11 protein-coding genes are annotated in these 13,388 nt (G+C 69.4%); 6 read left to right on the forward strand and 5 right to left on the reverse strand.

Features of this window, described 5'->3' with window-relative positions; all coding sequences use genetic code 11:
- Positions 1-5 precede the first annotated feature (5 nt).
- Positions 6-1,742, forward strand: a complete 1,737-nt coding sequence (locus tag ASD66_RS02705) for an ABC transporter ATP-binding protein (RefSeq protein ID WP_056889963.1) — start codon at positions 6-8, stop codon at positions 1,740-1,742.
- Positions 1,739-3,487 carry an ABC transporter ATP-binding protein gene (locus ASD66_RS02710; protein ID WP_056889964.1) on the forward strand — a complete coding sequence of 583 codons (1,749 nt, stop codon included), beginning with the start codon at positions 1,739-1,741 and terminating at the stop codon, positions 3,485-3,487. Before ASD66_RS02705 ends, ASD66_RS02710 begins: the two co-directional genes overlap by 4 nt.
- A gap of 70 nt (positions 3,488-3,557) precedes the next feature.
- Here the strand turns inward: ASD66_RS02710 and npdG are convergent, their stop codons facing one another.
- A complete protein-coding gene (gene npdG / locus ASD66_RS02715; RefSeq protein ID WP_056681603.1) occupies positions 3,558-4,226 on the reverse strand; it encodes an NADPH-dependent F420 reductase in 669 nt (222 codons plus the stop codon).
- A gap of 131 nt (positions 4,227-4,357) precedes the next feature.
- Between npdG and ASD66_RS02720 the strand changes: the two genes are divergently transcribed.
- The 3 genes from ASD66_RS02720 to ASD66_RS02730 all read left to right on the forward strand — a co-directional run bounded on the left by ASD66_RS02720 (position 4,358) and on the right by ASD66_RS02730 (position 9,215).
- Positions 4,358-5,392, forward strand: a complete 1,035-nt coding sequence (locus tag ASD66_RS02720) for an LLM class F420-dependent oxidoreductase (RefSeq protein ID WP_056681604.1) — start codon at positions 4,358-4,360, stop codon at positions 5,390-5,392.
- Positions 5,389-6,531 (forward strand): acyl-CoA dehydrogenase family protein, encoded by a 1,143-nt coding sequence (locus ASD66_RS02725; RefSeq protein ID WP_056889965.1) that lies wholly within the window; start codon positions 5,389-5,391, stop codon positions 6,529-6,531. The genes ASD66_RS02720 and ASD66_RS02725 overlap by 4 nt, the downstream gene beginning before the upstream one ends.
- Before the next feature lie 98 nt (positions 6,532-6,629).
- A complete protein-coding gene (locus tag ASD66_RS02730; protein WP_235529941.1) occupies positions 6,630-9,215 on the forward strand; it encodes a bifunctional FO biosynthesis protein CofGH in 2,586 nt (861 codons plus the stop codon).
- Here the strand turns inward: ASD66_RS02730 and ASD66_RS02735 are convergent.
- The 4 genes from ASD66_RS02735 to ASD66_RS02750 form a co-directional block, all read right to left on the reverse strand.
- A complete protein-coding gene (locus ASD66_RS02735; RefSeq protein ID WP_056889967.1) occupies positions 9,212-9,628 on the reverse strand; it encodes a nitroreductase/quinone reductase family protein in 417 nt (138 codons plus the stop codon). The two genes, ASD66_RS02730 and ASD66_RS02735, sit on opposite strands and share 4 nt — an antisense overlap.
- 89 nt (positions 9,629-9,717) lie before the next feature.
- Positions 9,718-10,950, reverse strand: a complete 1,233-nt coding sequence (locus ASD66_RS02740; RefSeq protein WP_200949841.1) for an endonuclease/exonuclease/phosphatase family protein — start codon at positions 10,948-10,950, stop codon at positions 9,718-9,720.
- An 89-nt stretch (positions 10,951-11,039) separates the two neighbouring features.
- Positions 11,040-11,690, reverse strand: coding sequence for a methyltransferase domain-containing protein (locus ASD66_RS02745; RefSeq protein WP_156388512.1), 651 nt, complete (start codon positions 11,688-11,690; stop codon positions 11,040-11,042).
- 2 nt (positions 11,691-11,692) lie between these two features.
- Positions 11,693-12,088, reverse strand: a complete 396-nt coding sequence (locus ASD66_RS02750; protein ID WP_056681609.1) for a VOC family protein — start codon at positions 12,086-12,088, stop codon at positions 11,693-11,695.
- A 219-nt stretch (positions 12,089-12,307) separates the two neighbouring features.
- Between ASD66_RS02750 and ASD66_RS02755 the strand changes: the two genes are divergently transcribed.
- Positions 12,308-13,369 carry a TerC family protein gene (locus tag ASD66_RS02755; RefSeq protein ID WP_235529942.1) on the forward strand — a complete coding sequence of 354 codons (1,062 nt, stop codon included), beginning with the start codon at positions 12,308-12,310 and terminating at the stop codon, positions 13,367-13,369.
- Positions 13,370-13,388 lie beyond the last annotated feature (19 nt).

A 13,388-nucleotide genomic window follows, 5' to 3' on the forward strand; every position in this document is an offset into this window, starting at 1 on the left:
GGCGGGTGCGCAACCTTCCCCTGGCCGACCCCGGCGTCGCCGATCACCGCTCGCCGGGGCGATTCCTGTGGTGGATGGCCAAGGGCCAGTGGCACACGCTCGCGCTGGGCATGGTCTTCGGCATCATCTGGATGAGCTCGCAGGCCGTGATGCCCGCCGTGATCGGGCGCGCGATCGACCTCGGCGTGGCAGACCGCGACCGTGGCGAGCTGGTCAAGTGGGCCTCGGTGATGTTCGCGATCGGCCTCCTGCAGGCGGCCTCCGGCATCGTCAGGCACCGGTTCGCGGTGACGAACTGGTTGACCGCGGCTTACCGCACCGTGCAGCTGGTTGGCCGCCAGGTGGCACGCCTGGGCGGCACCCTGCCCCGCAAGGTCTCGACCGGCGAGGTCGTCGCGATCGGCAACAGCGACATCTCCAACCTCGGCCAGGTGATGGACGTGACGGCACGGTTCGCCGGCGCCATCGTGTCGTTCGTCCTGGTCTCGGTGATCCTGCTGCAGACCAGTGTCACGCTCGGACTGGTGGTGCTGATCGGCGTGCCCGCCCTCATGCTGCTGATCGGCCCATTGCTCTCCCCGCTCCAGAAGCGCTCCGCCCGTCAACGACACCTGATGGGCGAGCTGTCCAACACCGCCAGCGACATCGTCGGTGGCCTGCGGGTGTTGCGTGGTGTCGGCGGCGAGTCGGTCTTCCTCGACCGCTACCGTCGCGAGTCGCAACGCACCCGCCGGGCCGGCGTACAGGTGGCGCGCCTGCAGTCGATCCTCGACGCGCTGCAGGTGCTGCTGCCCGGGATCTTCGTGGTGCTGGTGGTCTGGCTGGGCGCGCGGTACGCCGTCCGCGGACAGATCAGCCCGGGTGAGCTCGTCGCGTTCTACGGCTACGCCGCGTTCCTGATGATTCCCTTGCGCACCGCCACCGAGTACGCCAACAAGGTCATCCGCGCCCGCGTCTCGGCCGCCCGCGTCTGCCGGGTCCTGGCCCTGGAGCCCGACGTCGCGGCGGTGCCCGACCCGATGCCCTCGCCACCCACCGGCTCCGGCCTGTACGACGTCCGCACCGGACTGTCGATCACCCCCGGTCGCATCACGGCCATCGTCTCGGACCAGCCCGACGACTCCGCGCACCTGGCCGACCGCCTGGGCCTGCAGGCGCCTGACCCGGACGACGACGTGCGTCTGGGCGGGGTGCCGTTGACCGGCCTCGACCCGGCCGAGGTGCGGCACCGCATCGTGGTCTCCGACACCGGCAGTGCCCTGTTCTCCGGACGGCTCGGCGACCGGCTCAACGTGCTCGGCCGACCCGGGTCCGACGTGGAGGCGGCCCTGCACACCTCCAGCGCCGAGGACGTGCTCGACGCGCTCGAGGGCGGGCTCGACGGCGAGGTCGCCGAGCGCGGACGCTCCTTCTCGGGTGGCCAGCGTCAGCGCCTGGTGCTCGCCCGGGCCCTGCTCGTCGACCCCGAGATCCTGGTCCTGGTCGAGCCGACGAGTGCCGTCGACGCCCACACCGAGTCCCGCATCGCCACCCGGTTGCGCGGCCACAGGCAGGGCCGCACCACGGTGGTGACCACGTCGAGCCCGTTGATGCTCGACGCGGTCGACGAGGTCGCGTTCCTCGACGGCGGGCGCATCGTCGCCTCCGGCACGCACCGCGACCTGCTCGACACCTGCCCGGCGTACCGCCGCACGGTGACCCGCGAGACCGAGATGGACGACGACGTGGAGGTGGCCCGATGAACCAGGTGCTTCCGGTCGCGGGCACTCGTGAGGTGCGGGCCTATGCGGTGTCGATCGCGCGCAACCACCCGCGCATGCTCTGGCTGGCAGTCGGCCTGCACGCACTGGCGGCCCTGGCCGCACTGGCCGCGCCGCGACTGCTCGGCCAGCTGGTCGAGGCGGTCGAGAAGGGCACGTCGATCAGCCACGTCGACCACGTCGCGATGCTGCTGGCCGGCTTCCTCGTGGTGCAGACGATCCTGACCCGCCAGGCGCGCTATGTCTCGCAGTCGCTGGGCGAGGAGGTGCTCGCCGAGCTGCGCGAGGACTTCGTCGAGAACACGTTGGCGCTGCCGGTCGGCGTGGTCGAGTCGGCCGGCTCCGGCGACCTGCTCACCCGCACCTCCCGTGACGTCGACCAGCTCGGCTGGTCGGTGCGCTGGGCGATGCCGGAGTGGACGATTGCGGTCGTCACCGCGATCCTCACCTTCGCCGCGGCACTGGCGGTCGGCTGGTGGGTGGCGCTCCCGGCGCTGATCGGCGTACCCATCCTGGTGATCGGGCTGCGTTGGTATCTCGCCCGGGCCAAGGACGGCTACCTGCGCGAGAACGCGTCGTACTCCCAGATCTCGGCGACGTTGACCGAGAACACGGAGGGCGCGCGCACCATCGAGGCACTCGGCCTCGGCCCGGAGCGGGTGGCCGCGCTCGACGCCGACTGCAAGGGCTCCTACGCCGCCGAGAAGTACACGCTGCACCTGCGCACGGTGTTCTTCCCGAGCATGGAGCTCGCCTACCTGTTGCCGACCGTCGCGACGCTGCTGTTCGGCGGCTGGCTCTACACGCAGGGCCACGCCTCGCTGGGCGAGGTCACCACGGCCACGCTCTACGTGCAGATGCTGATCGACCCCGTCGACCGGATCGTGTCGATCCTCGACGAGCTCCAGGTCGGCGGCGCGTCACTGGCGCGACTGCTCGGCGTCGCGCAGGTGCCCGACGACCGTGTGGCCACCGGAGCGCAGCCCGAGAACGAGAAGCTCGACGCGCGCGACGTGCACTTCGCGTACGTCGAGGGGCGCGACGTGCTGCACGGCATCGACCTGTCGGTCGGCGTCGGCGAGCGGATCGCGATGGTCGGGCCGTCGGGTGCCGGCAAGTCGACCCTGGGCCGGCTCCTGGCCGGGATCCATCCGCCCCGTGCCGGTTCGGTGACGGTGGGCGGCGTCGGCCTGACCGAGCTGCCGCTCGACGACCTGCGCGGGCACGTGGCCCTGGTGACCCAGGAGCACCACGTCTTCGTCGGCACGATCCGGGAGAACCTGGCGTTGGCCGCCCCGCACGAGGCCAGCGATGCGGAGATCTGGTCGGCCCTTGCCGCCGTCGACGCCGACGCCTGGGTGCGCGCCTTCCCCGACGGACTGAGGGAGGTCGTGGGGTCGGGTGGACGCACGCTGACCGCCGCCCAGGCCCAGCAGGTGGCGCTGGCGCGACTGGTGCTGGCCGACCCGCACACGCTCGTGCTCGACGAGGCCACCTCGCTGATCGACCCCCGGGCCGCGCGTCACCTGGAGCGGTCGCTGGCCGCAGTCCTGCACGGCCGCACGGTGATCGCGATCGCGCACCGCCTCTTCTCCGCCCACGACGCCGACCGGGTCGCGGTGTGCGAGGACGGCACGATCATCGAGTTCGGCTCGCACGACGAACTCGTCGCCGCCGGGGGTTCGTACGCCGCGCTCTGGGACTCCTGGAACGGCACGCCCCGCTGAAACCCCCGCTACCGAACAGTCAGCAGGAAATCTCGCGCGAATTCATGCGGACTCTTCGGTAGCGGAAGGGTCAGAGGCCGGAGATGCTGATGCCCGAGCGCACCTTGTACTTCTTGTTGATCGAGATCAGCACCGCGGTCAGCGGCTCGAGCTGACGAGCCAGGCGCAGCTTGCCGGCGTCGATGCCGATCCGCGAGGTGACGGTGCGCGCCAGCTCCTGGGCGGTCTCCTTCGACTCGGCGGAGTCACCGCAGACGAGGACGTCCTCGTGGTCGAGGTACTCGTCCTCGGACCACAGCGAGGCGGCCGCCACGTGGTGGAACGCGCCGACCACCGACGCCGTCGGCACGATCGCGGCCGCAGCCTCGGCGGCCGAGCGTTCGACGTCGAGTCCGTAGGGTCCGCCCTTGTCGAAGCCGAGCGGGTTCACGCACGAGATGATCGTCTTGCCGGCCAGCTCGGCGGCGAGGGACTCCACCAGCTCGTCGTGGCCGTTGAACGGAATCGCCAGCAGCACCACGTCGGCGGCGGACACGGCGTCCGCGTTGGCGGCCCCTGAGACGACCGGCGCGCCGCCCTCGGCGGTGATCCGCTCGGCGATCTCCTTCGCCGTGACCTCGGCCTTGTCGGCAGCCCGCGAGCCGATGACGACCTCGTTCCCGTGCTTGGCGAAGCGGTAGGCGAGCCCCTTGCCCTGCGGGCCGGTGCCGCCGATCACGGCGATGCGGAAGGTCGTCATGTGGTGTGTCTCCTGGTTCGGCGAAGTCATGGTGTGCGGCAACCCCTTGCGATCGTGACAGTGTTACTGTCACTGTTGTTGCGCGCAGTTCACAGAGTATCCAGATGCCAAGGTCGTGAAGGATCGTGTCCATGAAGCTCTCCATGCCCCTGATGTACGCCGGGAACCCGCGCGAGGCCGCCGACCAGGTGACCGAGCTCGAGAAGGCCGGTCTTGACACCGTCTGGGTCGCCGAGGCCTACGGCTTCGACTCCCCCACGCTGATGGGCTACCTCGCCGCCCGGACCGAGACGATCGAGATCGGCGCTGCGATCCTCAACATCTACTCGCGCACGCCGGGCACGCTGATCCAGACCGCAGCCGGCCTCGACAACGTCTCCGGCGGCCGGGCCATCATCGGCCTGGGCGCCTCCGGCCCGCAGGTGATCGAGGGTTGGCACGGACTTCCCTACTCCAAGCCCCTGGGCCGCACCCGTGAGGTCATCGATCTGATGCGCGCCGGCCTGCGCCGCGAGAAGCTCGCCGCCGACGGCATCTTCAAGCTGCCGCTCAGCAAGGAGGACGGCGCGGTCACCGGGCTGGGCAAGGCGCTGAAGATCCTCACCCACCCCGAGCGCGACGCCGTCCCGATCTACATCGCCGGACTCGGCCAGAAGAGCGTCGAGCAGGCCGCGGAGATCGCTGACGGCTGGCTGCCGTTTCTCTACATTCCCGAGAAGGCGGAGTCGGTCTGGGGCGACGCGCTCGCGGCCGGCAGGGCCAAGCGGTCGGCCGACCTGGCGCCCCTCGAGATCGCGGCCGGCGGCATGTGCGCCATCGGCGACGACGTCAAGGGGCTGCTCGACTTCGCGCGTCCGCTGACCGCCCTCTACATCGGCGGCATGGGCGCGCGCGGCAAGAACTTCTACAACGAGCTCGCTGTCCAGTACGGCTACGAGGCCGAGGCCAAGCTGGTCCAGGACCTCTACCTCGACGGCAAGAAGAAGGAAGCCGAGGCAGCCATTCCGCTCGAGATGCTCGAGCTCGGCAACCTCGTCGGCCCCGCGGCGTACGTCAAGGAGCGCATCGAGGCGTTCCGGGCCGCCGGCGTCACCAACCTGCAGATCACCCCGGCCGCCGACGACCCGGCCGCACTGGTCCGCGAGATGAAGGAGCTGATCGGATGACCCGCGACATCTTCGAGGCCGAGCACGAGGACTTCCGCGCGAGCTGCCGCACCTTCTTCGAGAAGGAGGTCGTGCCGCACCACGACCAGTGGGAGAAGGACGGCATCGTCCCCCGCGACCTGTGGCTCAAGGCCGGCGAGGCCGGCCTGTTGTGCTTCGACGTCGACGAGGCGTACGGCGGCGCCGGGGTCAAGGACTTCCGCTACAACGTGGTGCTCTCGGAGGAGCAGAGCCGGGCCGGCGTGAGCGGCCCCGGCTTCTCGGTGCACACCGACATCATCGTTCCCTACCTCTCCAGCCTGGCCACCGACGAGCAGAAGCAGCGTTGGCTGCCCGGCTGCGTCAGCGGCGAGATCATCACCGCGATCGCGATGACCGAGCCCGGCGCCGGCAGCGACCTCCAGGGCATCCGCACGACCGCGGTCGACAAGGGCGACCACTACGTGCTGAACGGCTCGAAGACGTTCATCTCCAACGGCATCAATGCCGACATCGTCATCGTGGTGGCCCGCACGAACCCGGACGCGGGACACCAGGGCATCAGCCTGCTCGTGGTCGAGCGCGGCATGCCCGGCTTCGAGCGCGGCCGCAACCTCGACAAGATCGGCCTGCACGCCCAGGACACCGCCGAGCTGTCGTTCACCGACGTCGAGGTGCCCAAGGCGAACCTTCTCGGCGAGGAGGGCAGCGGCTTCATCTCGCTGATGATGAACCTCCAGCAGGAGCGGCTGATCATCGCGGCGCAGGCCGCCGCCGTGTGCGACCTGATGGTCGACCTCTGCCTCGAATACGCCAAGACCCGCGAGGCGTTCGGCAAGCCGATCGGCAAGTTCCAGCACAACCGCTTCCTGGTCGCCGAGATGGCCACCGAGGCGCGCATCACCCGCGTCTTCATCGACGACTGCATCACCAAGCACAACGCAGGCGAGCTCGACGCGATGGGCGCCTCGATGGCGAAGTACTGGGCCACCGAGCTGCAGAACAAGCTGGTCAACCAGGCCGTGCAGCTCCACGGCGGCTACGGCTACATGATGGAGTACCCGGTCGCCAGGGCCTACCTCGACAGCCGCATCTCCACGATCTACGGCGGCACGACCGAGATCCAGAAGGAGATCATCGGCCGGTCCCTCGGCCTGTGACTCCGAGCGCGTGGGCTGAGCCCCCGGGTGGTGGTTCCTCCAGCGCGTGAGTGGGACTGGCCGCACCGATGTTCACGCTGGGAAGTAGCCTCGACCCCGTGAGCGTCACACCACAGCAGATCCGCCGCGCGCTGGCCCGTGCCGAGCGCGGAGCCGCCCTCGACGAGGCCGAGGCCGCCGCGTTGCTGGCCGCGACCGGCGAACAGCTCGACGCGTTGTGTACGGCGGCCGCCCGGGTCCGCGACGCCGGACTGGTGGCGGCCGGACGTCCGGGGGTGGTGACGTACTCGCCGAAGGTGTTCATCCCGATCACCCGGTTGTGCCGCGACCGGTGCCACTACTGCACGTTCGTGGAGACCCCGGGGCAGGCCGCCCGTGAGGGCCGGGAGCCCTACCTGTCCCCGGATGAGATCCTCGACATCGCGGCCCAGGGCGCGAAGCTGGGCTGCCTCGAGGCGTTGTTCACGTTGGGTGACCGGCCCGAGGACCGGTGGCCCGAGGCCCGCGAGTGGCTCGACTCCCGTGGCTACGACTCGACGATCGCCTACATCCGGGCGATGGCGGTGCGGGTGCTGGAGGAGACCGGTCTGCTGCCGCACCTCAATCCCGGCGTGATGTCGTGGGAGGAGCTGAACCGGCTCAAGCCGGTCTCCCCGTCGATGGGGATGATGCTCGAGACCACCTCGCGTCGGCTCTTCGAGACCAAGGGCGAGGCTCACCACGGCTCCCCCGACAAGGACCCGGCGGTCCGGTTGCGGGTGCTCGAGGACGCCGGGCGCCTCTCGGTCCCGTTCACCTCGGGCCTGCTGGTCGGCATCGGCGAGACCCTGGAGGAGCGTGCGGAGACGATCTTCGCGCTGCGGGCCAACGCCCGACGCTACGGCGCCTTGCAGGAAGTCATCGTGCAGAACTTCCGGGCCAAGCCGGACACCGCGATGCGGCACACCGACGACCTCGACCTCGACGAGTACCGTGCGGCGATCGCGGTCACCCGCATCGTGCTCGGCCCGAAGATGCGGATCCAGGCACCACCGAACCTTGTCTCCCTCGAGGAATGCACCGCACTGTTGGGTGCCGGTGTCGATGACTGGGGTGGCGTCTCGCCGCTGACGCCCGACCATGTGAACCCCGAGCGCCCGTGGCCCTCGCTGGAGCGGTTGCGTGCGTTGACCGCCGCGTCCGGTCTGGAGCTGCGACCGCGGCTGACCGTGCACCCCGAGTACGTCGTCCAGGGTGAGCCGTGGCTGGACCCCCGTGTCTCGGGCCACGTGGCCGCCCTCGCGGACGAGGACGGTCTCGCGAAGGTCGGCGTACGACCCGAGGGACTGCCGTGGCAGGAACCCGACGGTGGCTTCGCCAGCGTGGGCCGCACCGATCTCCACGAGAGCATCGACACCGAGGGCCGAACGAACGATCGTCGCGACGACTTCGACACCGTCTACGGCTCCTGGGACGAGGTCAGCTCCGCAGCCGCCGAGGTGGCGGATCAGGACCGGCCCTCCGGGCCTGCGGCAGAACCTCAGTCGCTGCGTCGCGACCAAACCCCTCTACGCTCCCGAGGCTCCGCCTCCGGCCCCGTGGGCCGGGATGAATCCGCCGCCCTGGCGGCGGCGGAGGCGGATCCGGGGAACCTGACCGACGAGCACGCGCTGACGTTGATGACCGCCGAGGGCGACCTGCTCGATGAGGTCATCAGGCTGGCCGACGCGCTCCGCAAGGAGGTCGTCGGCGACGAGGTCACCTACGTCGTCAACCGCAACATCAACTTCACCAACGTCTGCTACGTCGGCTGCCGGTTCTGCGCGTTCGCCCAACGCCGTACCGACGCCGACGCCTACTCCCTGTCCCTGGACCAGGTCGCCGACCGGGCCGAGGAGGCCTGGCACCTCGGTGCCTCCGAGGTCTGCATGCAGGGCGGCATCGACCCCGAGCTGCCCGGCACCGCCTACTTCGATCTCGCCGCGGCGGTCAAGACCCGGGTGCCCGAGATGCACGTGCACGCCTTCTCACCCATGGAGATCGTCAACGGGTCCTCACGCACCGGGTTGAGCTTCGAGGACTTCCTGATCAAGGCCCGCGAGTCCGGCCTCGACACGATCCCGGGCACGGCCGCGGAGATCCTCGACGACGAGGTCCGCTGGATCCTGACCAAGGGCAAGCTGCCCACCGCCACCTGGATCGAGATCGTCTCCACCGCACACAAGGTGGGCATCCGGTCCAGCTCGACGATGATGTACGGCCACGTCGACAACCCGCGCCACTGGGTGCAGCACCTGCGCGTGCTCTCCCGCATCCAGGACGAGACGGGTGGCTTCACCGAGTTCGTCCCCCTGCCGTTCGTGCACACCTCCTCACCGATCTACCTCGCCGGGGTGGCCCGCCCGGGACCGACCCTGCGCGACAACCTCGCCGTGCACGCGATGGCCCGGATCATGCTCCACGGACGCATCGACAACATCCAGACCTCCTGGGTCAAGCTCGGCACCGAAGGCACCCGCGCCATGCTCAACGCGGGCGCCAACGACCTCGGCGGCACCCTGATGGAGGAGACCATCTCCCGGATGGCCGGCTCCGAGCACGGCTCGGCCAAGACCGTCGAGGAACTGGTAGAGATCGGCGCCGGAATCGACCGCCCCGTCCGCGAACGCACCACCCTGTACGGCGTACCCATCAAGCGCACCTAGTCAGGAGCAGGCGCCAGGTCCACCCGGATGGTCAGCAGGTCGGTGCCGACGAGTCGCACCAGCGCACTGTTGATCCTGGGCAACTGCTTGAGCCGGGCGCGAGGATCGTCGTCATCGAGAATGACCGCCACCCCGGTTCGCCAGACGCCTGCGAGCTGGACACGGACCTGCGGATTCACCGCGAGGTTGCGCACGTAGTGGGAGCGGCGGCCGAACTCCGAGACGATCCAGAACGTGTTGCCGTCGAGCCTGCCACCGACCGGGGTCGGGCGTGGCAGGCCACTGGTCCGACCGATCGTCTCCAGCACAGCTTCACCGCGCAGGTGGGGCGCCAGGCGACGGGCGATCGGATTCGCCAGCCGACGTTGCACCGGCAGGATGATCGACTCCCACGTTCGAGATGCGTTGGCCATGCCGCCCACCGTAGGGCGGTGCACGCCCCGACGCATCCGCCCATGGTCGGAGAATCCGCGCCTCGCTGACCACGGTCGCGACGCCGGGCTCAGCGGCGTACGTCGACCCAGACCAGGCGGTGGTCGGACGTCGGGAACGGGTAGGCGCCGGTGAGCCGGTGGAGCGGGTCGGTGGTGGTCGGCCAGAAGACCGCGGAGTCGAGGATCCGCAGTCCCTTCGACGGCAGCACGTAGTCGGCGCGGATGTTGCCGGGGGTGTTGTCGGCGAAGTCGGCCGTGTCGTACGCCGGGTCGGAAACGTGCGACTCGTTGGCGCCGCCCTGCAGCTCGGACGCCTCGACCGCGCCCTCGGAGGTCGGCGTGGAGGACGTGTTCACCCGGCGGTTGTCGAGCAGCTGGTCGGTGGCACCCGCCAGCGAGTCGCCGTCGCGCGGATCGGAGTTGAGGTCACCGGCGATCACGAACTGGGCGCGCCGGTCGAGGCCACCGCGGCGGCCCTCGTCGTCGCGGACGTACGCCGCGGAGCGGCCGCCGCTGACGTAGTCGGCCCAGAACCGGATCTCGTCGGCATTGCGCAGCCCGTTGCGGTCCTCGGGACCGTCGAAGACCGGCGGAGTCGGGTGCGCGACCAGGAAGTGCACCGTGCGGCCGCGCACCGTGATCGGGAGGTCCCAGTGCGACTTCGACGAGAGCGGCAGGACGGCCAGCTCGTCGGCCGAGTAGAAGTCACCCGGCGCCGGTGTCGCGGCGTCGTCGGGGAGCCGCGCACCCGGCATGTCCTTCCAGAGGAAGTGTTGGAACGTGCGCGCGCGACCGGCGTCGATGGGGTACTTCGAGTAGACGACCATGCCGTACTGCCCCTCGAACTCGCCGAAGCCGAGGGCGTCGTTGCCGCCGCCGACGGTGCCGTTGTTGTCGAGGTCGAAGCCACTGGGCACACCGGTGTTCGACGGCGCCACCCAGGCATAGGGGTAGTGCGCCGGGCTGGCACCGTTCTGCCCGACCTCCAGGTAGTTGTCGCGGAACAGGTCCACGGCCTCGGGGTCGTAGTCGAACTCGTTGACCAGCACGACGTCCGGCGCCGCCCGCTGGATGGTCTCCGCGACGTTGCGGGCCTGCTGGTTGTCGGGTGTCGACAGGTCGGCAACCAGCTGGCCGGGCGCTGTGCGGTTGAGCGAGGCGTTGAAGGTGGCGAACCGGACCGACCGATCGTGGCCACGCTCGGACCCGGCCTGCGTCGGGCCGGCCTGTGCCGAACCTCCGGTCAGCGCCGGGGCGATCGCCATCGCGGCAATCAGGGCAAGGGCGGGCAGACGTCGCACGGGAACCTCCGGGTGGGTGGGCGGGCTCCTCACGTTAGAGCGCCGCGGCGACCCTGCCCATCCCCGGGAGTGAATCCTCGGTGAACCCGTCAGGCGGGTGCGGTCGCGGCGACGTACTGCGCGACGCCGTGGATCTCCTGGGTGATCTCGGTGAACCCGGCCGCGCGCAGCCGGCCCGTGAACGCGTCGGCGTCGAACATCCGCAGCCCGGTCACCCCGAGCACCCGGGACTGCACCGGCCGGACCAGGCGGTACGGCGACTCGCGGCTGGTCATCAACGAGATCCGTCCGCCGGGTCTCAGGACGCGCAGCATCTCGTCGAACGCCGCGAACGGGTCCGGGATCAGGTAGAGCGCGGCGTAGCAGTTCACCGCGTCGAACGCGTCGTCCGGGAAGGGCTGGTCGGTCGCGTCGCCGAAGACGTACGTCGCCCGCTCGTGCGCGTTCGTCGTACGGGCCCTCTCGAGCATCGGACCTGACATGTCCATGCCGACCGCCAGTCCGGCAGGAGCCACCGCACGCGCGAAGGCACGAGTGAAGAGTCCCGGGCCGCAGGCCACGTCCAGCACGAGGTGGCCCGGCTTCAACCGCAGCGCCCGGACGGTGAGGGCGCGCTCGTTGCGCAGGTGGTCGAGGTCGAACCCCATGAAGGCCCAGCCCAGCAGCGGCCGGTAGGCCTTCTCGTAGACCGGCGCGAGGAGCGGGTTGCGCATGAGGCGTTGCGCCCAGCGGTCGCCCACGCTCAGGGCTCCCACACGACTTCGACCTCGAAGCCCTCGGAGTTCTCCAGGTAGAGCGCGACGTGCTCCTCCCCGCCAGCGTGCGGGTAGCGGTCGGCGTACAGCTCGTGCCAGTCGTGGGCGCTGGACTCGGCCCGCATGCGGTCGAGCAGGTGGCGTTCGTCGGTGAGCAGGGCGAGGTGGTTCAGGCCGGGTCGCAGCCGGTCGTGCGGCTCGTCGAGCTGGTCGGGAGAGCGCTCCATGAAGAAGTACGTGCCGTCGGGATGCGCCCAGGAACGGCTGCTGCCCGACGTCATGTCGACCTCCCAGCCGAGCTCGCCGAGCAGCCAGCCCCACTCCCCCTCGGCGACGGCCAGATCGGCGACCCACAGGTCCAGGTGGTGCACGGCGCGTGACATGCACCGACCCTAGCGAGTTCTCATCGGGCGACGGAACGTGAAACACTGTCCGCGTTCAGGAGGGGAGTATTCCTTCGCAGTGGTGTCGTCACCACGACAGAGCAATCTGTCCGGTGCCACTGGTCCGACTCACATCGGGCGGAAGAGACCTCCGGAGTCCATGTCCGGCTGTCGCATCCCCAAGTGCCGCAGCGTCACGCCACTCCGGAGGAGATTTCCTTGGGTGCAATCATCGGCGATTCCGTCGCCAGCCCGCTGATCTGGGCCATCACCATCTTCGTCGCCGTCGCCGTCTTCACCGTCGACCTGGCCATCATCGGCCGTCGACCGCACGAGCCCTCCATGAAGGAGGTCAGCACCCACCTCGCGATCTTCGTGAGCATGGCGATCGTCTTCGGCGTCTGCCTGTTCATCTTCGCGGAACCGCACGAGCTGTCCCCGAGCCCGGGACTCGAGTTCTTCTCGGGCTGGTTGCTGGAGTACTCACTCTCCATCGACAACCTGTTCATCTTCATCATCATCATGGCCAACTTCAACGTGCCGCGTGAGTACCAGCAGAAGGTGCTGATGATCGGCATCGTGCTGGCGCTGGTCATGCGCGCGATCTTCATCGTGCTCGGCGCGGCGGCCATCAACCAGTACAGCTGGGTCTTCTACATCTTCGGCCTGTTCCTGGTCTGGACGGCGTACAAGCTGGCCAAGGAAGGCGCCGAGGACGAGGACGACGAATACGAGGAGAACCGCCTCGTGAAGTTCGCCGAGAACCACCTGCCGGCGACCAGCGAGTGGCACGGCACCAAGTTCTTCTCGATCGAGAACGGCAAGCGCCTCATCACGCCGATGTTCCTCGTCGTGCTGACCCTCGGTACGACGGACCTGTTGTTCGCGCTGGACTCGATCCCTGCGATCTACGGCGTCACCAAGGACCCGTACCTCGTGTTCACCGCGAACGTCTTCGCGCTGATGGGCCTGCGCCAGCTCTACTTCCTCATCGGCGGCCTGCTGCAGCGCCTGATCTACCTGTCCTACGGGCTGGCGTTCCTGCTGCTGTTCATCGGCGTGAAGCTGGTGCTGCACGCGATGCACGAGAACGAGCTGCCGTTCATCAACGGCGGCGAGCACATCAAGTGGGCGCCCGACGTGCCGATCTGGCTCTCGCTCGTGGTGATCATCGGCACCCTGGCCATCACCGCGATCGCCAGCCTGGCCGTCTCCCGCAAGATGTCCGACGAGGAGACCGATGCCCGCACCGGTCCGCGTCGCGACTGGGAGAACGACTGACCTGACGAGGTTGAGGGCT

The organism is Nocardioides sp. Root151, from assembly GCF_001427925.1.
Lineage (GTDB): Bacteria > Actinomycetota > Actinomycetes > Propionibacteriales > Nocardioidaceae > Nocardioides.